We start from the raw sequence: 20,276 nt of genomic DNA, 5'->3' as shown, positions 1-20,276 counted from the left end.
CGTAGTTAAACGTTTTTGCACCGTAGGCCGGCACAAAACCGGTTAAGCGGTGATAAAGTATGTGAAAAGCAGAATGATGATAAGGTCTGTTCTGGCGTAGTTAGCCCTTAATATCTTTAATGCTTTGGTAATCTGGTTTTTAACAGTTTGTTGAGACAGCCCTAAATGCGTGGATATCTGTTCTACGGTCAGATTCTCGAAGCGGCTGAGCATAAAAATTTCTTTCATGCGCTCCGGCAAATGGTTAATGGCTTCAAACAGTTCCTGGGTCCTGGCTTTATTGTCCACGGTTTCCGTAATAGAATGCGGTTGTGCATCGAAGTGTTCGATCAGTTGTTGCAGGTATTTGCGGTATGTGGCGTTTTTGCGGTAAATGTCGATGATTTTGTGACGGGCTACCTGGTACAGGTAGGCTTTGAGCGATTCTTTCAGCACTAAGGAGTGCCGTTTTTCCCATAAGGAAATGAAGAGCTCCTGCAGTACATCTTTGCTGATCTCTGCCGCATCGAGTTTACTATGTATGAATAGGTACAATAGCTTACTATAGCGGTCGTAGATGGCATTGAAGGCAGCGCAATCATCGCTTTTCAGGAGCGATACTAACTGGTTATCTGAATAACTGCTGTACATTGAATTACAGTAGTAATTAAGTGTTTTGGTTGATAATTACTAACCTTGAATGTAAGAAGAAAATTTTGATAAATGCATATTTGGGTACTTACTTTTTAAAATAACTAAATAACCAAATAATAAAATAATTATATTTTTATCATGCTTCCTTCAGGCGTAATTCGTTCTTATATTCTTTCGGCGTTTTACCTACTATTTCCTTGAAGAAACGATTGAAGTTGGAGAGGTTCTTAAACCCGCATGAATAAGCAATTTCAGCGATGGACCAGTCTTCTTCTGTTAAACGCTTACAGGCATGGCCTATGCGTACTTCATTCAAAAACTGTACGAAGGATTTTTTGGTGCGGTTCTTAAAGAAACGACAAAATGATTGTGGTGATAAATTGGTAATGCTGGCTACATCCTGCAGTGATATTTCTTTGGAGAAGTTATTCATTACATATTTGAATACTTCATCGATCTTATGGTTGTCCTTTACGTTGTAGGCATGTGAATAACCGGTACTGGCCAGGTAGTAGCAATCACGCGTTTCTGATAATGTTTTTAAAATGTGTAACAGGGAAATAATCCTGTCGAGCCCTTCTTTCCTGGGCAGGGCCAGGATTTCGGGCTTCAGCAATTCATGCGTGGCACCGGTGATCTTCATACCCCGCTGGGCACGATGGAATAGCTCCGTGAGCGCCTTCGTTTCCGGCAGTCCATAGAATTTCTCCCCGAAAATATCCTTGGGAAAATAAATCACCACAGACCTGGCTTTCAGGCTGTCGTCTCCCTTGTAATATTCCTCTTCATTATACCACACATGCGGTATATGCGGACCCAGGAACACCATGTCGCCTTCTTCAAAGCTCTCGATGCTGTCACCCACTATTCTCTTACCGTGGCTTTCCGTAACGTATACCAGCTCACATTCCGGGTGGAAGTGAAAAGGCGTATTAAAATAAGGATCACTTCTCTCTATAATCGTGATCTGGTTATCGGCAAAAGCCCCCACTTTAATAAGGATGGGTTTCATTCATGTATTAATTTAAGCTACTATATTACTGTGGCAGTCCTATACTTTATTACCATAACCATTATTCCCCCGAAGCGGAACCTGATTTGCGTAGGTGAGCAGTATTGAGATCGTCCTATGAATCATGCCAAATTAGTAAAAAGTGGTTAAAAAAATATCATTCTACCCAAAATAACCAATTTATGTGATACACGGCTGACAGAACCCTGCTGATAAGTTTTTAGCGGTTCCTTGGAATAATTAGTTCAACAACGTAATTTCCAACTTCATTTTGTAAATTAGGCGTGGCTAAATCGATATAGCATTTTTTTTCTATGAAAGGGATCTCTATTAAAGATATTGCAAAGCAAGCCGGAGTATCTCCTACCACGGTATCTTTTGTATTAAATGGAAAAGCAAAGGAGAAAAGAATCAGCGAACAGGTAAGTAAAAAAATACAAAAGATTGCAACCCGGCTCAAGTACAAGCCTAACCAGCTAGCACGTGGCCTGCGCACAGGAAAAACCAAAACTATCGGGTTGATAGTGGAAGATATTGCCAATAACTTCTTCGCTTCACTGGCTAAAATAGTGGAAGACGAAGCAGATAAATACGGCTATAAAGTGCTCTACGGCAGTACCGAAGATAATACAGAGAAAGCAAAGGGATTACTCGAAGTACTGAAGTACAGGCAGGTAGATGGTTATATCATCACCCCCACTAAAAACCTGGACAAAGAAATAGAACAGCTGCAAACAGCCGCCAAACCACTGGTACTCATGGACCGCTACTTCCCGCATGTAAGTAGTCATTATGTAGTGCTCGACAATTTCAAAGGTGCCTACGATGCCACTGCCCACCTGGCCAAACAAGGTTATAAGAAAATAGCCATCGTTACTATCGCCTCGGATCAAACACAGATGAAAGACCGCCTGGATGGATTTGCAGCTGCACTCAAAGACCACAAATTAACTTTCAGTAAATCACTCATAAAACGGCTTCCGTTCGACCTTGACCGGGAAAGCTTTAACAACGAAATAAAAAAATTCCTTACTTCCATAAAAGACATCGACGCCGTATTCTTTGCTACCAACTATTTAGGCATCTCCGGCATCGAAAGTATCCGCTCTCTCGGATGGAGAATAGGAAAAGAAATCGGGCTCGTAGGATTTGATGATCACGATCTGTTCCGCCTCCACAGCCCTTCTATTACCTGCGTTTCCCAACCCATACACGCCATCGGGAAAAATATTGTGGATGTACTCATGAAGGAATTAAACCACCCTTCTGCACATACGCAACAAATTGTACTGGCGCCGGAACTCATTGTCAGAGAGTCTTCCTCCCGCACATAAACATACTTCATAAAAGTTACTGATAGCGCCGGCACCACGCCGGCGTTTTTTTATCAGGTGACCTATAAAAACAATGAAAACAACGAGGCAAATCCCCGGCGTTTAGATTATCCCGGTAGTAACTATGATGTGAACAGAACGAATATAGAAAGCATCGAATGTGATACCGGGACCGGATTTTTTTATGACACCGGTTTGGTGGATAACCTATAAGTATTTTGAATCTGTCAGGCTTTTAATAAAAAAGCGAAAGGAGAGCAGACTTTTAGGATTGCCTGATAACGCTTTACAGTAAAGGTTTTTGGGAAAATAATTCCAGGCTTCTATTTTTCCTGTCCATAAAAGTAAGCATGAAAAAATGATCGAATAAAAGTACCAGCTACGTTTATTACGCATCATTTTTATAAAATTAATTCCGATGCTATTTTCATTTAGTGAGATAGTATTTTCACTTTCTTAACGAGTCATTAACTGAAAATAAAAAAATTGTTAAATCTTTTTTGCACTTCTGGTAAATATCCCTAAGTTTGAAACCGATATTCTGACTGAATGTAAAACTTGGTGTGAATAGAAAATGTGGGAGTGATGACACAAGTTTTTTTTTAAGGTATTTTGCTAAAACGTTTTACCTGTAATGTAATGTCAAAATAACAATTAATGCCAATGGAGTAATTCCATTTTAAATTTTGAGGCGGAAACCAAGTATTTATCAATAGGATTCCTGTGCAATGCAGGAACTATGGTAGCGGAACCTTCATGCCTTTTTTTGCTTATGTGTCTGATTCACTTGTTATAATTCATTAAACCAAAAGGAAGCTATGCGAAGATCACTTCTTCTCACCACGTTGCTTTTCTTATGCTGCTGTATCACTGCATGGGCGCAGGATAAGAAAGCTATTACGGGAACCGTAAAGGATGAAAAAGGAACATTTTTACCTGGTGTCACCGTAAAAGAGAAAAACAGTTCCAACGGAGCAACTACAGGCGCCGACGGAAGTTTTAAAATTCAGGTAGCACCCGGTGCCACCATCACTTTTTCCTATATAGGATTTATCAACCAGGAAGTAGCTGTTAACGGACAGTCTACCTTGAGCATTGTATTAAAAGAAGATAACAAAAACCTGAACGAAGTAGTAGTTACTGCGTTGGGTATTAAGCGCGAACAGCGTAAACTCGGTTATGCCGTAACTGAATTAAAAGGTGGTGAAATAGCGAAATCCAACGCTGTTAACCCCGTTGCTGCATTACAGGGTAAAGTACCAGGTGTGGATATCTCCGCTGCTGCCGGTGGTCCACAGGCGGCGCCAAGAATAGTATTACGTGGTGCTAAATCTTTAGGCGGTAATGACCAGCCTATTTTCGTGATTGATGGAGTAATCTTCGAAAACGAAGTATCCGCCAACGACGTAAACTTCGGTAACGTATTAAAGAACTTTAACCCGGATGATTATGAAACGGTATCCGTGTTAAAAGGCGCTGCTGCTACCGCTTTATACGGTTCCCGTGCACTCAACGGCGCTATCCTCATTACTACCAAGAAAGGTCTTCAGAGAAAAGGTATAGGTGTGAACGTTAGCCAGACCCTGCAAATGGAAAAGGTATACCGTGCGCCTATCGACTTACAGAATACATATGGTCAGGGTATAGATGGTGTATATGATAACACTGCCGGTGGTTACAGCTTCGGTCCTAAAATGGATGGTCGTGATGTGCAGTTGCTGGACGGTACCACCGCTAAGTTTGTTCCAAGACCCAATAACGTTACAGATCTTTACCAAACAGGTAAATACTATAATACCAACGTATCTATGGAAGGTGGAAGTGATAAAGGAACTTTCCGTTTATCATATTCTCACCTCGATAATAACAGCGTATCTCCTAACAATAGCTTCGGTAGAAATAGCTTTGCTTTCCGCGGATCTTCTGTAATCTCCAAGGTATTGAGCGCTGATGTTGGGATGACTTATGCTACCAGTAAAACACTGAATCCTGATCGCCAGGGCGGTGATTATACCGGTTACAATATTGGTCGTAAATGGGTATATGTATTCCCACGTAACTATGATCCAGGTTACTGGAATCAGGCGAAGAACTACGTTGGCCCTAATGGAGGTCGTGCTGACCTGGCTACTCATCCAGGTGCGGACTATTTCTTCCAGAATGCTTACAATAGCTGGACCAGGAAAGAAACATTGCTGATGGGTAACTTTGCCCTGAATGCTACTGCTACTGACTGGTTGAAGTTTATATTTAAAGGTAACTTCAGTAATGAGCAAAGCGCAGATGAGCGTAAAGAAGCCGGTACTGATGCTAACTTCGGTGGTAGCAATGGTTACTACTCACAAGCCGGCGTAAACAAATCTCAATATACTTTCACCGGTTTGGCTGTGATTACACCAAAGCTGGGTAAGAAATTTGATGGTAACTTAACGCTCGGTGCTGAAGCCTGGAACAGCGGAATCGGCAAACAATACAATAACTACACCGATGGTGGTTTACGTATGCCATTCCTGTACGATATCAGTAACAGTATGAACGCTGCAAGAGTAAGCAACGACCCATTATTACGCAAGCGTATTAATTCCCTGTTCTTCGCTGCCAGCATTTCTTACAATAATGAATTGTTCCTGGATGTAACCGGCCGTAACGACTGGTCCTCAGCGCTGACTTATCCTCCTGGAAGTTTGGGAAATACTACTAACTCTTACTTCTACCCATCTGTAAGTGGTGCGTGGGAATTTACACAAACCTTAAAAGAGGCGATGCCTTCCTGGTTAAGCTACGGTAAACTCCGTGCGTCTTATGCCAGCGTAGGAGGAGATACCGATCCATACAGCATCAACACCGGATATTACACCTCCGACTATTTCAGAGGAGCTGCTACCGGAAGTAACCTGCCGTTGATTAATATCTATAAGGGCGATGTTTTACCAAACATGAACCTGAAACCTTCTCTCGCTAAAACGATTGAAGTAGGTACAAATCTGCGTTTCCTGAATAACCGTATCGGTCTCGATTTTGCCTGGTATCGCACCAACGTTACCAATCAGATCCTGTCATTGGGAACTACACAGGAAACCGGTGTTACTTCCCGTAAAATCAATGCAGGTAGTATGATCAACAGAGGTATTGAAGTTGCTATCAATGCCACTGCTATTCAACACAAAAACTTTAGCTGGGATGTAACCCTGAACGGAAGCCGCAATAAAAACAAGATTGCCGCACTTGCACCAGGCGTAGCGCAATACACGATGGGTGAAGACCAGGGTGTGAAAGCAGTAGCTAACGTAGGAGGTTCTTATGGTGACCTGGTAACTGATTACGGTTTTACCCGCGATGCCAATGGAAGACCATTGATCAACTATGTACCTGGTGGATCCAACTATGTTCGTGGTTATTCAGTGGTAGGTAATATTATGCCCGACTTTAACCTCGGCCTGGTAAACAACTTTACCTATAAGAACTGGACCCTGGGCGTGCTGGTACAGGCTCGTATCGGTGGCGACTTCTTCTCTGCTTCTCACCAATATGGAACAGGACGTGGTACTACTGCTAATACAGAATTTGGTCGTGATGCGGCACATGGTGGTATTGCTTTCACAGATGCATCCGGTGTTAAACACGAAGATGGTATGATCCCGGATGGTGTATTCCGCCAGGGAACTACTATCAACAAAAATGGTCAGAACATCCAGCTGGATGGTATGTCTTACAGAGAAGCTTATGAGAAAGGCTATGTAGAGCCACTTACTCCTATTAATTACTATGCAATGCAAGGTGACTGGGGTATAGGTATCCGCGAAACTTCTGTATTTGACGCTTCTTATGTGGCTTTACGTGAAGTATCTATCGGATATTCTTTGCCAACAAAGATGATCGAACGTTGGAAATTGAACAGTCTCCGTGTATCACTGGTAGGCCGTAACCTGGGTTACCTGTTCAATAACCTGCCTAACCATATCAACCCGGAAGCGGTGCGTAACAACGCTACATTTGCATTCTCTGAGTATGGCGCGGTTCCTTTCATCCGCAATTTGGGTGCAACCATACATGTAGGATTCTAATCATGCTGTTTAACAACAAAAAAAATTAAGATGAAAGCTGTTAATAAATGGGGAATAGGAGCTGTGCTGGCTGGTATGATGCTGGGCTCCTGTACCAAAGGTTTTGAGGACCTTAACAAAAGTCCGAACGTTAGTGATAATACCGCTCCGGAACTGCTGATCACACAATCTGTAAAAAGTATAGTGGATCGCGACTTCGACTGGTTCTACGACAACTACCAATACGAAATGCAATGGATGCAGTTTGTAACAGCTGCACCTAACTCTTCTGTTGCTACTTTGTTTACGCCAACCAATACCAACGATTTTTATGGAGCACTCTATAAAAATATTGGTCGCAACCTGGTAGACATTGAAGAAATGGTAAAAAAGATGCCGGAAGAGCAGAAAGGAAAGTATGCACAACTGGTGGCCATTGCCAAGATTATTAAAGTGTATGCTTCCTGGCGTGTATCTGATGCCAATGGTAGCATTCCTTATACGCAAGCCTGGACTTCCCGTTATGGTGGTACCTTCACCCCGGTATATGACAACCAGGAAACCCTGTTTGCTACCTGGGATGCAGAGCTGAAAGCAGCATTGGCTACGCTCACACAAGGTTTACAGAACCAGGTGAGTTATGGCGCCGGTGATATTTTTTATAACGGTAATGCAGCCAACTGGGCAAAAGCGGGCAACGTTTTACGCCTGAAATTGGCCATGCGTCTGCTGAAAAGATCTCCTGAAAAAGTAGGCCCGATTGCAAAAGAAGTATTGGCAAGTACTGCAGGTATCTTCAGCGGACTGGATGATGAGTGGAAATTTATTTCTGCTGAAACCAATTTCGCTCGTGGTGGTAACTGGTCAATGGATAACAGCCCGATTGTAGCTGCCAAAAACATGGTGGATTACATGAATGCCAATAAAGATCCGCGTATTGGATTGTTCTTCGAAAAGAACACTTACACCCAGTCTGCTTTTGATAGCCTCAAAGCAGGTGGTGCGTTATCTGCCGGCGCAATCTATGATGGTCAGCGTTATGTAGGATTGCCTTCCAGCCCTGCTCAACGTACCAGTGCAACTTACGCAGCGTTGTTTGCTAAGAAAACATATGTACTGAATCTCAATGGTAAGCAGGTAACTGTGAACCACGATACGGTTTCCAATATTCAGAAACGTTTGTTTGACCTGAACCAGGAAGGTAACGGCCCGGGTAAATACACTCAGCCAATTCTGACTTATGCAGAAATGTGTTTCATGTTATCTGAACTGTCTGTACGTGGTATCATCGCGGAAGACGCAAAGGCCTGGTATGAAAAAGGTATTACTGCTTCAGTAAATGCTTACGATAAGATGGGATCATTGGCTAATATTAAGGATTATACCGCGGTAAATCCAGCCGCTATACAGGCTTATATCGCGATGCCGAATGTAGCCTTTACCGGTAGCACTGCAGTATTGCTGGAAAAAATCAATATCCAGAACTTCCTGAACCATTATAAATCTCCATGGGAAGCATGGGGCGCATGGAAAAGGGCGGATGTACCTAAAGTAGGCGGCATCCTGCCTTTCGAGCCTTTTGTTTCTGCACAGGGTACCAATATAGTAGTGCCTCGCCGTTGGGCATTACCTCAGCCAGGTACTAACGACAACATGCCTAACTGGAGAAATGCGATTGCTGAAATGCAGAAAACCGGTGAATATGGTAATGATGCCAACACCTTTACCGGCCGTGTTTGGTGGGATAAACAATAATTTAGCATAGTGAATAAACAAAAAGTCCCCCCGCTACTTAGCGGGGGGACTTTTTTTATGTCGTTATATGCAGTTATCCAATCATATTCTTAATCTCACTCAGTTTTAGCAACGCTTCCACTGGTGTTAACCGGTTAATATCCACATGATCCAGTTTCTCTCTTATCTGCTGGAAAGTATCACTATGCGCATCAAAAATATTTAACTGCAACTTCTGTGAAGGCGTATTGAGTTGCTTCACATTTTTCTGTAAAGGTGCGTCAATATGTTTTTCTTCAAGATTGGCCAGCACTTCGTTCGCACGGTTAATCAGCTCCGGCGGCATCCCTGCCATACGGGCCACGTGGATACCAAAGCTATGGCGACTCCCACCTGCTGCCAGTTTGCGTAGGAAAATAATTTTATTGCCGGATTCCATATTGGTGATATGGAAGTTCTTTACCCGGCCATGTTTATTTTCCAGCTCATTCAGTTCATGATAGTGCGTGGCAAATAATGTTTTCGGACGGTGTTGGGTCATATCATGGAGGTATTCCACGATACTCCAGGCAATAGAGATACCATCGTAGGTACTGGTGCCACGGCCTATTTCATCCAATATCACTAAGCTGCGGGGCGTGATGCTGTTAATAATACTGGCCGTTTCATTCATTTCCACCATGAAGGTAGATTCGCCGCCGCTAAGGTTATCGGAAGCGCCTACACGGGTGAAAATTTTATCCGTGAGCCCGATGTCTGCACTGTTGGCCGGTACAAAGCTACCCATGTGCGCCATCAGCGTGATAAGAGCGGTTTGACGCAACAGCGCCGATTTACCACTCATGTTAGGACCGGTCAGAATAATGATTTGCTGCTGTTCTTTGTCCAGTTGCAGATCATTGGATACATAAGTATCGCCGGCCGGCAATCCTCTTTCTATTACCGGGTGCCGTCCTTCCTTGATCACCAGGTCAAAGCCTTCGTTGATATTGGGACGACGATATTTGTATTGCATGGCGTTTTGCGCAAAGCAAAGGAGACAGTCGATCCGCGCAAATACCTGTGCATCTTCCTGTACAGGCTTAATAAATTCCTGCAGGGCCACTACCAGTTCTTCAAACAGCCTGGCTTCCAGCACCTGGATTTTATCTTCCGCACCTACGATCTTTTCTTCATATTCTTTCAGCTCCGGGGTAATGTAACGTTCCGCATTAGCGAGCGTTTGCTTACGCATCCAGCGCTCCGGTACTTTGTTTTTATGGGTGTTGGTAACTTCCAGGTAATAACCAAATACGTTGTTGAAGGCTATTTTCAGGGAAGGAATACCGGTTGCTTCTGATTCTTTCTGCTGTATTTGAAGGAGGTAGTCTTTGCCTTTGTTGGCGATATTGCGCAGTTCATCCAGTTCCGCATTGACACCCTCTTTAATACAACCGCCTTTATTCACCAGTACTGGTGGATTCTCTGCAATTTCGTTGAGGATCCGGTTCAGCAATGGTGTACAGGGATCCAATTTTTCGTTCAGGCGTTTGAGGTAGTCGTTATTGGTGTTGGCCAGCAATGCCTGTACATCTTTTACCTGCTCCAGGGAGCGGGCGAGTTGCATTACTTCCCGGGGATTGATCTTCCGCAGCGGGATTTTGGAGACCAGTCTTTCCAGGTCACCGGTTTGCTTCAGGTGATGCGTAAGTGATTTCGAAAGATCAGTTTCTTTGATGAAGTATTCTACGGTGTCCAATCGCTCGTTGATCGCCTTGATATCACGCAGGGGGAATACCATCCAGCGTTTAAGCAGACGGGCGCCCATCGGGGTTACGGTGTTATCCAGCACTTTCAGCAGGGTATGTCCGTTTTCCACACTGCTGTTCAGCAGTTCCAGGTTGCGTACAGTGAAACGGTCCATCCACAGAAAATCGTCCTGGCTGATACGCTGCATACGGGTGATGTGCTGCAGGTGCGGATGTTCGGTATCTTTCAGGTAGTGGAGGGTGGCGCCTGCGGCGATGATAGCGGCGGGGAGGCCATCTACTCCATATCCTTTCAGGGAATGTGTTTCAAAATGTTTGAGCAGTATTTCTTCCGCATAGGTGGTGGTAAATATCCACTCATCCATGGTGTAAGTATAGAAGCGGGTGCCAAAAGTGGCTTTAAAATGTTTCTGCTGTTGTTTGGCGAAGAGCACTTCTGCGGGGCGGAAGCTTTGCAGGAGTTTATCCACATATTCTATACTGCCTTCGGCGATAAAGAATTCGCCGGTAGAAATATCCAGGAAAGATACGCCGGTAACGTCCGTACCGAAATGTACGGCAGCCAGGAAGTTGTTGCTGGAATTTTCCAGCAGCTTATCATTCACGGCTACACCGGGGGTGACCATTTCGGTAACGCCACGTTTTACAATACCTTTTACTGTTTTAGGATCTTCCAGTTGATCGCATACGGCTACACGATAGCCGGCTTTTACCAGTTTATGCAGATAAGTATCTAACGAATGGTGGGGAAATCCGGCCAGGTCTACATAAGAAGCGGAGCCATTAGCCCGCTTGGTTAACACGATGCCCAATACCCGGGCAGCTATGACTGCATCCTCACTGAAGGTCTCATAAAAATCGCCAACACGGAACAACAGTACGGCATCAGGGTATTTCGCCTTGATGGCCTTATGTTGTTGCATGAGCGGGGTTTCTTCCGATTTACTTTTTGCCATGGCGCAAATATATAAAACTCATCCCATCCTATTATCTTTGCAGGTGATGAGAAAATTAAGCATGGATGAACTGGGCCGTAAAACGGTAGCTGAGTTCAAGGCGGCCGATAAAACGCCTATCGTACTGGTACTCGATAATATACGCAGCATGCACAATGTGGGCTCCGTATTCCGTACTGCAGATGCTTTTTTGGTGCAGGGTATCGTACTTTGCGGGTATACCCCCGTGCCACCTCACCGTGATATCAACAAAACGGCGTTGGGAGCTACGGAAACCGTGGAATGGCAGTATTTCGATACTACCGTAAACGCGGTGGAGGAACTGAAAGCAGCGGGTTATAAGGTACTGGCCATCGAACAGGCGGTGAACAGCCATATGCTGGATCGTTTCCAGCCACCTGCGGGGCAGCCACTGGCACTCGTTTTTGGGAACGAAGTCAGCGGGGTAGACGGGGAAGTGATGAAGCTGGTGGATGGCTGTATTGAAATCCCTCAGCTGGGCATGAAACACTCCCTGAATATTTCTGTGACCACCGGTATTGTAGTTTGGGATATCTTTGTAAAGCTGTCAGCTCTTAGCCGTTAGCTTTGGGCTGATGACCAACCTGGTACAACAAAATATTAATCATAAAAGCTTTTAGTCTTTATAAAAACACTAAAAGCCAACAGCTAAAACCTAAAAGCTAGAACATGATCTCAACGGTGAATAAATATCTGTCACTGGTAAAGTTTAGCCATACCATTTTTGCCATGCCTTTTGCATTGACGGGCTATTTCATGGCTACTACCAAGGGCGGTGGACATTTCAGCTGGGCTACCTTCGGCCTCGTGGTATTGTGTATGGTGTTTGCGAGGAGTGCCGCCATGGCGTTCAACCGCTGGCTCGATGTGGACATTGATAAATTGAACCCACGTACGGCGAAAAGAGAAATACCTGCAGGTATTATATCTCCCAAAAATGCTATGTTTTTTATTATCGCCAATGTGGTATTGTTTATTATCACCACCTGGTTTATTAACCGCATCTGTTTCTTCCTGTCGCCGGTAGCGTTGCTGGTAGTGCTGGGATATAGCTATACCAAGCGTTTTACAGCCCTTTGTCACCTGGTATTGGGCGTAGGGCTATCATTGGCGCCTATAGGTGCCTACCTGGCGGTAACCGGCCAGTTTGCCGTGTTGCCGGTATTGGTATCTGTACTGGTGCTGTGCTGGGTATCCGGATTTGATATTATTTATTCCTTACAGGACGAAGATTTTGATAAGTCGCAACAACTGAACTCTATCCCGGCGTGGCTGGGACTTTCCGGTGCCCTTCGTTTTTCAGAGCTGTTACACGTAATAGCAGCGGCGCTGGTAGTGACCATCGGGCTTGCCGGCGGCTTCCACTGGCTGTTCTGGATAGGTGCCGCAGTTTTCGTAGTGATGCTGGTATCCCAGCATCTGTTGGTAAAACCAGACGACCTGAGTAAGGTGAATATTATGTTTATGACTACCAATGGTATTGCCAGCGTTGTTTTCGCAGTATTTACCATTGCAGATATGCTCATTTTTATATAAGCTTTTAGCCATTAGCTTTTAGCTGTTAGCAACAACTAACAGGCTATCACTAACGGCTAAAAGCTAACTGCTAACAGATAAAAGCTTTCTCATGCCCCGTTTAATGGCAATTGATTACGGAAAAAAAAGAACAGGACTGGCCGTAACAGATCCGATGCAATTGATTGCGAGCGGACTGACCACCATTCCTACGCACGAGTTGATTCCTTTCCTCAAGAAATATTTTGCCACAGAACCGGTAGAAACAATTGTGATCGGAGAACCTAAAAACCTGGATGGCAACGCTACCGACGCTACAGCGCTGGTGATCGAATGCATCCGGATTATTAAAAAGAATTTTCCTGATATCCCCGTAGTAAAGGTCGATGAACGGTTTACCTCCAAAATGGCTTTCCAGGCGATGATTGATAGTGGCCTGAAGAAAAAAGACCGCCGTAATAAGGCCCTGGTCGATGAAATCAGCGCTACGATCATATTACAGGAGTATCTGCAAAATAAGATATAATAAAAAATCAGTATAATCAGGCGGCTCACGCAATACAAAGAAGCTTAAAATGTCTATCTTTGCGGATTAAACCAATATTTGAACATGATTTTGCCAATAGTTGCTTACGGGCACCCGGTTTTGAGGAAAGTAGCAGAAGATATCACACCAGAATATCCAAACCTGAAGGAATTAATTGCTAATATGTGGGAAACCATGTATGGTTCAAACGGCGTGGGCATTGCTGCTCCACAGGTTAATAAAGCTATTCGCCTGTTTGTGGTAGATAGCAAACAAATTATAGATAATCTGGAAGAAGACGAGAAAAACGACTACCCTGGTGATGAAGGCGTAAAAGGCGTTTTTATCAATGCGCATATCGTAGAAACCGGTGGGAAAGACTGGGCCTATAATGAAGGCTGCCTGAGCATTCCAAAGGTACGGGAAGATGTAAACCGCGCAGAAACAGTTACGCTTAGCTATGTGGACGAAAACTTCACTCCACATGAGAGAACTTTTACAGGTGTGACAGCCCGCGTTATCCTGCACGAATATGATCACATCGACGGGGTTTTATTCATTGATCACCTGAAGCCACTGAAGCGCAGAATGTTGAAAAGTAAGCTCGACGATATCACCAAAGGTAAAATCAGGGTGGATTACAAAATGACGTTCCCTAAATAGGAAATAATTTTGTAATGTAAAGAAAACCTGTTATTTTGGTATCATAAAGTATCACATCCATATCCTCAAACTTGGGAGCGACCTTAACATACACTGAAGTTGAATTGATTCAGGGCCTTTTGGCCAGGGATGAAAAGATATTTACTTATTTGTATGACCATTACTCACCGGCGTTATATGGTGTTGCCCTCAAAGTAGTTGGAGAAGAAGCCGCAGCAGGGGACGTTTTACAGGAAGTTTTTGTAAAAATATGGCGTAATATAGACCGTTACGATGCTTCAAAAGGACGGTTGTTTACCTGGATGCTGAATATAACACGTAATACCGCCATCGATAGTCTCCGCTCAAAAAATCACAAACTGGATCAACGGGTACAAGATGTTAACAGCGTAGCGCTGATGTATGAGCCACAACTGGCAGTGCATCTGTCGGTAGATCATCTTGGCCTCAGCAAGGTGATTGAACGTTTGCAAAAAGATCAGCGTATAATTATAGACATGGCTTATTTCAAGGGACATACCCAGGAAGAAATAGCTAAGTCCCTTGAAATACCATTGGGCACTGTGAAAACTCGCATGCGCAATGCCATTATACAATTGAGAACACTCTTAAAACAATTGTAATCACATAACTGTGGACGTTCAACGTTACATATCATCAGGAATCCTCGAAAGTTACGTATTTGGTATGTTACCAGAAACGGAACAGACCGAGGTGGAAAAATTGGTGTCGCAATACCCTGATGTAAAAGCTGCGTTGGACCTGCTGCAGCAGGACAAAGAACGATTTGTACAACTCTATGCCGTGGCTCCTCCTACTGGCATTAAGAACCGGTTAACGGAAATCATCCGTCAGGAAAATACCGAAGATGGGAATAAGCTGTTGCCGGAAGAATTGCGTGCACCCATGAATGGTGCAAAACATAATGGCCACCAGGTGCCGGGTAAAAAAAAACCTGATATAGAAAAAGAAACACCCATAAAGTATTTAGCTACTCCCAAATCATCATCGGATCGCTTGTGGAAATACCTGACTGCAGCTATTGTAGTGTTGTTGATAGGAAGTGTGGTCATGAATTTCTTTTTCTTCCAGAAATCCACTGATTACAAGAGTCGCTATAAGTCGTTAATAGCCACCAAAGAAAAACTGGATGCAGAGAAAGAACATCAGGCACTGACCAGTTCTAAAGAAACAACTGCTATTCCCGTAGATCCTGACCCTTTGAGTAACCCTGATTTTAAGTGGACACAACTACAAGGTGGTGGTGCATATGCTGGTAAGTCTGTATCTGTAGGCTGGAATGCCCAAACACAGGCCGTTTACCTGCAGGCGAAAATAATGCCTCTCCCACCAGCCGGAAAACAGTTTCAGTTGTGGGCCATCGTGAATAAGAAACTAGTAGATGCAGGCGTTTTCGATACCGGTGCAGAACTGACACAGGAACTGCAGCATATGAAAGCAGTGGCAGTAGCGCAAGGCTTTGCCATTACGCTGGAAAAAAAGGGTGGTAGTACCGAACCTTCTATGAACCAGGTTTGCATGTCCGCTAAAGTGACGAAGTGAATTTTTACACGGTAGTAGTGTATCTATCGTTAGGAATCGTTATATCGCTTATAGCATAAGCCCCGTTAATTACAAAAAGACATATAGAACGTTATTGAGGAATATCCTGGAAGGCTGATGTCATGAAGATCATGTTTCGTTTTGTCGTGTGCTGGAATCAGCGCCACTATTAAACACCATTAATCATATCCGGTCCATTTTGGAATACACTCCAATATACACAGAAGCAGAGCTGGTACAGGGCCTGAAAGCCCGCGACCAGAAGGTGTTTAGTTACTTATATGATCAATATTCACCTGCCCTGTATGGGGTGATTGTAAAAGTACTGAACAACGACAGTTCCGCAGGGGACGTGTTGCAGGAAGTGTTTTTGAAAATCTGGCGAAATAACGATCGCTACAACGAAGAAAAAGGCCGCCTTTTTACCTGGATGCTCAACATTACCCGCAATGCTGCCATCGACATACTTCGTTCCAAATCCTACAAGCAGGAACAACGTATACAACATATAACAGATCACGTAAATATCCTCAACAGTGCCTTAACCGTTCAGTTATCTACCGACTATATTGGTTTTTCCCAAATATTGGAACAGTTGACAAAAGAGCAACGTACCCTCATCGACCTGGCTTATTATAAAGGTTGTACCCAGGAGGAAATAGCACGCGCACTGGAAATCCCGTTAGGTACTGTGAAAACTAGAATGCGCAACGCAATTATTCAACTAAGACACATTTTGAACAAGTAAATTTTTATAGTGGACTCACAAGATTTCATATCATCCGGAATTATTGAGCTGTATATGGCTGGCATTGCTACCGAACAAGAGGTACGCGAGCTGGAAGCCGCTATGGCACAGTTTCCGGAAGTGGCAGCCCAGGTAGAAACCTATCGCCGTAATATGGAAGCGTATATTGAGATGCAGGGGATAGATCCGCAACCAGGTATCAAAACAAGTTTATTCTCCAAAATCAATAATGAACCCAATCTGCAGGAGGAAGCATTTGCTTCCGATGAAGAACTGCAACCATCAAAAGTAGTGTCCATGCAAGAAACCAAAAGCCTATCCTGGAAATGGATTGCCACCGTGGCCGCCGTATTGCTGATCGGCAGCCTCATTTTAAATTATGTGTTCTTTAACCGGTACAAATTATTCCGGGAGTACAAAGACAAGTATGAATCTTTGTTGCTTTCTCAGAATTCCATTTTGTCCAAGAGCAACTTGTACAAAAGCCGCTTAGAACAAATGCAGGAATCTATGGAAATTATCCAGGATCCTAAAGTATTGAAAGTGCCAATGCCAGGTACCAAAGCATTCCCTGAAGCATTAGCTACCGTATTCTGGAACCCATCCAGTCAGCAGGTGTATCTGAAAGTAAACAAACTGCCAGAACCAGCCGCCGACAAACAGTATCAACTGTGGGCTATCGTAGATGGCAAACCAGTAGATATGGGTGTGTTCGAAATGGGTGATACCGCCAGCCTCCTCCAGAAAATGAAAGTGACCGGTAAAGCACAAATGTTTGCCGTTACCCTGGAGAAAAAAGGTGGTGCTGCATCGCCAACTATGGAACAAATGTATGTGGCCGGAAAAATACCGGGGTGAGATTGAGCTGAAAGCATAAAGCAGAAAGCATAAAGCGATTGTAGCGGATGATCTTTGCGAATATTATTCGCTTAGGTCTATCCGCTACAATCGCTTTATGCTTTATGCTTTACGCTTTCAGCTTCCATGCAATGCTGGAACTTTTCCCTAAATTGCACCCATGTCACATATTTGGAAAAGTATAGCCGGAACCGTAGTGCTATTTGGATTAACCTACCTGCAACTGACCGCCCAGGACACCGCCCGTTACAAAGGAATGACGGTAAACCTGGATGAGGTAATTGTTGCTGCTAAACGTATAGGCTTTGACGTTAATAGTTTTATCAAAAGAGTAGAAGACGACACCACCTTCTATCGTGCATTCAAAAACCTGCATGTAGTAGGCTTCGATGCCGTTAACGACATACGTGTACTGGATAAACAGGCCGCTATACAAGCGTCCCTTTACAATGAAACCCACCAGGAAGTAAAGGGGAAATGTATGACCATGAAAGTGGCCAATGAAAAAGTGACCGGCGACTTCTACACCCGCAAAGGCAATTACAATTATTATACAGCCGAATTATACGCTAACCTGTTTTTTGTAAAAGGAACTGTATGTGCAGATGATGCCGGTGAAACACCGGAGCGCTCCGGTGGCAGCCTGGCCCGGCATAAAGCACAACTGAAACAACTGATCTTTAATCCCGGCAAACCCGTGCGTGGCGTGCCTATCGTAGGACAAAAAGTAGCCATCTTCAATTACGAAGTGATGCGCTTTTACGACTTCTCTATTTCTGCCGAAAACTATGTAGATGGAACCCCTTGCTATGTATTTACAGCTAAAGCAAAGCCAGGGTTGAGTCGTATCGATAGGGCCGATGTAGTGATTGATGAGCTGATCACCTGGTTTAATAAAGATAATTTTGAAATTGTAGGCCGTAAATATGCACTTTCCTATAAAACCATGCTGTTTGACTTCAATGTGAAGATGAATGTACAGATGACAAAGTTCAATGGCCTGCTCATCCCCTCACTGGTCACTTATAACGGCACCTGGAATGTACCCTTTAAAAAACGGGAAACAGCCGTATTTGTGGCAAAATTCCTCAATTTTACGCCGCCACAGTAAGTGATCTAGTTGATTAACGTAATGGTACCGGTCTTATGCACCGGTATTTTTGTTTCCACTTCTTTGTAGTCTACAATCCATACATAAGTGGCTACGTCGGCCAGCTTGCCGTTCACGCGCCCCGTCCAGCCTATTTGTGGATCTGTGGTGTAAAACACCCGTTCTCCCCAGCGGTTATAGATGCTGATCGTATAATCGTATATGGGACACCGGTAGATAGGCCTGAAATAATCATTCCGGCCGTCTCCATTGGGCGTAAAGGCAGTAGGGAAGTACAGCTGACAGGCACAATCATGATACCTCACTACTATGGAATCGGCTGTTTTGCCACAGCTATTATACGCCACAATGGCATACAAACCAGGCCTGGTAACCGTATACATGGGCGTACTGGTACTGTCCTGCCATTTGTAATGGCCACCACCCGCACCCGTGGCACGTAATACAAATATTTCATTTCTGCACAGCAATGTATCCGGCCCCAGGTTTACCCGCAGCGTGTCATCAAAAGACACTGAAATACTATCGGTGGATTCGCAGCGGCCGATTTTTGCATCTACATAATAATAACCCGGTTTGGTTACATAATAGGTGGCCTGATCTGAACCATCCTGCCAGCGGTAGGTACCATTGCCAAAGTCGGCGGTCAGCACCAGGAAGTTGCCTTTACAAATGGTGGTATCATTGCCCAGGTTAAGTTTCTTAAGCCGGTTGTAGTTGATAAAAATGGTATCCACCACGCTACAGGTATGATTTATCTCCACCAATGCCCACAGGTTGGTAGTGGAGGTAATCGTTACGGCCGGTGTGGTGGCACCGGTGCTCCATTCCCATTTGGTAGCCTCGGGAATATTGGGCGCCATCCGGATACTTTCTCCCGGGCATAACAGCGTATCGGGTCCTAATGAAAAAGGGTAAGGGCTGCCGGTAAAGGTGATGGTCACCTCATCTGACATGGCAGGACAACCTTTTGGAAATATATCTACATGGTAGGTACCGGAAGTGGTGACATCCTGTGTAGGTGATGTATTTCCGGTATTCCATTTATAGGTGCAGTTTTGAGCAGTAGCATCTAAGGCAATATGCTCTCCCGTGCATAAAATAAGATCCTTACCCAGGTCTATTTTTGGAATAGGCGTGTAAAATACGTTGACGGAGTCCGGGTTGGGACAGCCGTTGATTTTTACTTTATAGGTAGCGGAAGTATCTACGAGGATACTGCTGCCGGTAGAGCTATCCTGCCAGAGGTAGGTAGCGCCGGGTATCACGGGTGCATTCAGCGTCATGGTAGATCCTTCACACAAGGTGATGTCCTGTGGCCCCAGGTCAAAAATAACCGGTGTTACAATTGTGATGGATTGTATGGTGGTATCCGGTACACCGGCGCGCCAGGCGATCAGCGTATCTGCATACGTGCCGGTATTATGATAAATATGATAAGCGCCACGAATGACTTTGGAAGAATCTTTATCGGCAGACAATGGATCTCCAAAGAACCATTTCACCGAATCAATGCCCGCGGGAGTAGTAATCTGGAAAAACGAGGTGTCATTTACACAGGTGGATGATACCGTAAAAGGTGTTTTACCTTGTGCTGTGGCTGTGTTAGCGAACAGGCAACCTACCAGTAACGCTGGCAGAAGATATAGGATGCGAAAGGATTTCGGTAGATGGCTTCTCATGTATTGACATGGTAATTGCCGCTAAGATAACTTAAAGTATGTAGAATATTTGTAATAATAAAAACAGAATTATTTGAGAAGGAGTTGAACGGCGCACTAACTGGTTGAAACTAAAAGGCGTCAGCCCGG

16 protein-coding genes are annotated in these 20,276 nt (G+C 44.2%); 12 read left to right on the top strand and 4 right to left on the bottom strand.

Going from position 1 to position 20,276, the window contains the following annotated elements; genetic code table 11:
• Positions 1–42: 42 nt before the first annotated feature.
• Together J7623_RS03400 and J7623_RS03395 are read right to left on the bottom strand one after the other, a co-directional pair.
• Positions 43–630, bottom strand: coding sequence for an RNA polymerase sigma factor (locus J7623_RS03400; protein ID WP_291917153.1), 588 nt, complete (start codon positions 628–630; stop codon positions 43–45).
• A 139-nt stretch (positions 631–769) separates the two neighbouring features.
• Positions 770–1,645: an AraC family transcriptional regulator gene (locus J7623_RS03395; protein ID WP_291917151.1), complete on the bottom strand. Its 876-nt coding sequence runs from the start codon at positions 1,643–1,645 to the stop codon at positions 770–772.
• 314 nt (positions 1,646–1,959) lie between these two features.
• Between J7623_RS03395 and J7623_RS03390 the strand changes: the two genes are divergently transcribed.
• The 3 genes from J7623_RS03390 to J7623_RS03380 all read left to right on the top strand — a co-directional run bounded on the left by J7623_RS03390 (position 1,960) and on the right by J7623_RS03380 (position 8,777).
• The gene (locus J7623_RS03390; RefSeq protein WP_291917149.1) at positions 1,960–2,979 is read left to right on the top strand and encodes a substrate-binding domain-containing protein; all 1,020 of its coding nucleotides are present in this window, start codon (positions 1,960–1,962) and stop codon (positions 2,977–2,979) included.
• An 818-nt stretch (positions 2,980–3,797) separates the two neighbouring features.
• Positions 3,798–7,043: a SusC/RagA family TonB-linked outer membrane protein gene (locus J7623_RS03385; protein ID WP_291917147.1), complete on the top strand. Its 3,246-nt coding sequence runs from the start codon at positions 3,798–3,800 to the stop codon at positions 7,041–7,043.
• 30 nt (positions 7,044–7,073) lie between these two features.
• Positions 7,074–8,777, top strand: coding sequence for a SusD/RagB family nutrient-binding outer membrane lipoprotein (locus J7623_RS03380; RefSeq protein WP_291917144.1), 1,704 nt, complete (start codon positions 7,074–7,076; stop codon positions 8,775–8,777).
• A 73-nt stretch (positions 8,778–8,850) separates the two neighbouring features.
• Here J7623_RS03380 and mutS read toward each other — a convergent pair whose 3' ends face one another.
• Positions 8,851–11,460: a DNA mismatch repair protein MutS gene (mutS, locus tag J7623_RS03375; RefSeq protein WP_291917142.1), complete on the bottom strand. Its 2,610-nt coding sequence runs from the start codon at positions 11,458–11,460 to the stop codon at positions 8,851–8,853.
• Positions 11,461–11,506: 46 nt separating this feature from the next.
• Here mutS and J7623_RS03370 point away from each other — a divergent pair, with 46 nt between their 5' ends.
• The 9 genes from J7623_RS03370 to J7623_RS03330 all read left to right on the top strand — a co-directional run bounded on the left by J7623_RS03370 (position 11,507) and on the right by J7623_RS03330 (position 18,465).
• Entirely contained in the window at positions 11,507–12,046 is a 540-nt protein-coding gene (locus J7623_RS03370) for an RNA methyltransferase (protein WP_366838203.1), read from the top strand.
• Positions 12,047–12,150: 104 nt separating this feature from the next.
• Entirely contained in the window at positions 12,151–13,017 is an 867-nt protein-coding gene (locus J7623_RS03365) for a UbiA-like polyprenyltransferase (protein WP_291917140.1), read from the top strand.
• 91 nt (positions 13,018–13,108) lie between these two features.
• Positions 13,109–13,522 (top strand): Holliday junction resolvase RuvX, encoded by a 414-nt coding sequence (ruvX, locus tag J7623_RS03360; RefSeq protein ID WP_291917138.1) that lies wholly within the window; start codon positions 13,109–13,111, stop codon positions 13,520–13,522.
• Positions 13,523–13,606: 84 nt separating this feature from the next.
• Positions 13,607–14,185, top strand: coding sequence for a peptide deformylase (gene def, locus J7623_RS03355; protein ID WP_291917135.1), 579 nt, complete (start codon positions 13,607–13,609; stop codon positions 14,183–14,185).
• A 104-nt stretch (positions 14,186–14,289) separates the two neighbouring features.
• Complete coding sequence (locus tag J7623_RS03350; RefSeq protein WP_291917133.1) at positions 14,290–14,808, top strand: sigma-70 family RNA polymerase sigma factor; 519 nt, start codon at positions 14,290–14,292, stop codon at positions 14,806–14,808.
• Positions 14,809–14,872: 64 nt separating this feature from the next.
• A complete protein-coding gene (locus tag J7623_RS03345; RefSeq protein ID WP_291917131.1) occupies positions 14,873–15,748 on the top strand; it encodes an anti-sigma factor in 876 nt (291 codons plus the stop codon).
• 199 nt (positions 15,749–15,947) lie between these two features.
• Positions 15,948–16,496 carry a sigma-70 family RNA polymerase sigma factor gene (locus J7623_RS03340; protein ID WP_291917129.1) on the top strand — a complete coding sequence of 183 codons (549 nt, stop codon included), beginning with the start codon at positions 15,948–15,950 and terminating at the stop codon, positions 16,494–16,496.
• 9 nt (positions 16,497–16,505) lie between these two features.
• Positions 16,506–17,354, top strand: a complete 849-nt coding sequence (locus J7623_RS03335) for an anti-sigma factor (protein WP_291917127.1) — start codon at positions 16,506–16,508, stop codon at positions 17,352–17,354.
• 160 nt (positions 17,355–17,514) lie between these two features.
• A complete protein-coding gene (locus J7623_RS03330) occupies positions 17,515–18,465 on the top strand; it encodes a hypothetical protein (protein WP_291917125.1) in 951 nt (316 codons plus the stop codon).
• Between the two features lie 5 nt (positions 18,466–18,470).
• Here the strand turns inward: J7623_RS03330 and J7623_RS03325 are convergent, their stop codons facing one another.
• A complete protein-coding gene (locus J7623_RS03325; RefSeq protein ID WP_291917124.1) occupies positions 18,471–20,147 on the bottom strand; it encodes a gliding motility-associated C-terminal domain-containing protein in 1,677 nt (558 codons plus the stop codon).
• Positions 20,148–20,276: the final 129 nt, after the last annotated feature.

This window comes from Chitinophaga sp., from assembly GCF_017745275.1.
Taxonomy (GTDB): domain Bacteria; phylum Bacteroidota; class Bacteroidia; order Chitinophagales; family Chitinophagaceae; genus Chitinophaga.
Note: the sequence above shows the minus strand (reverse complement) of the source record. Positions and strands in the feature narration are given on the sequence as shown.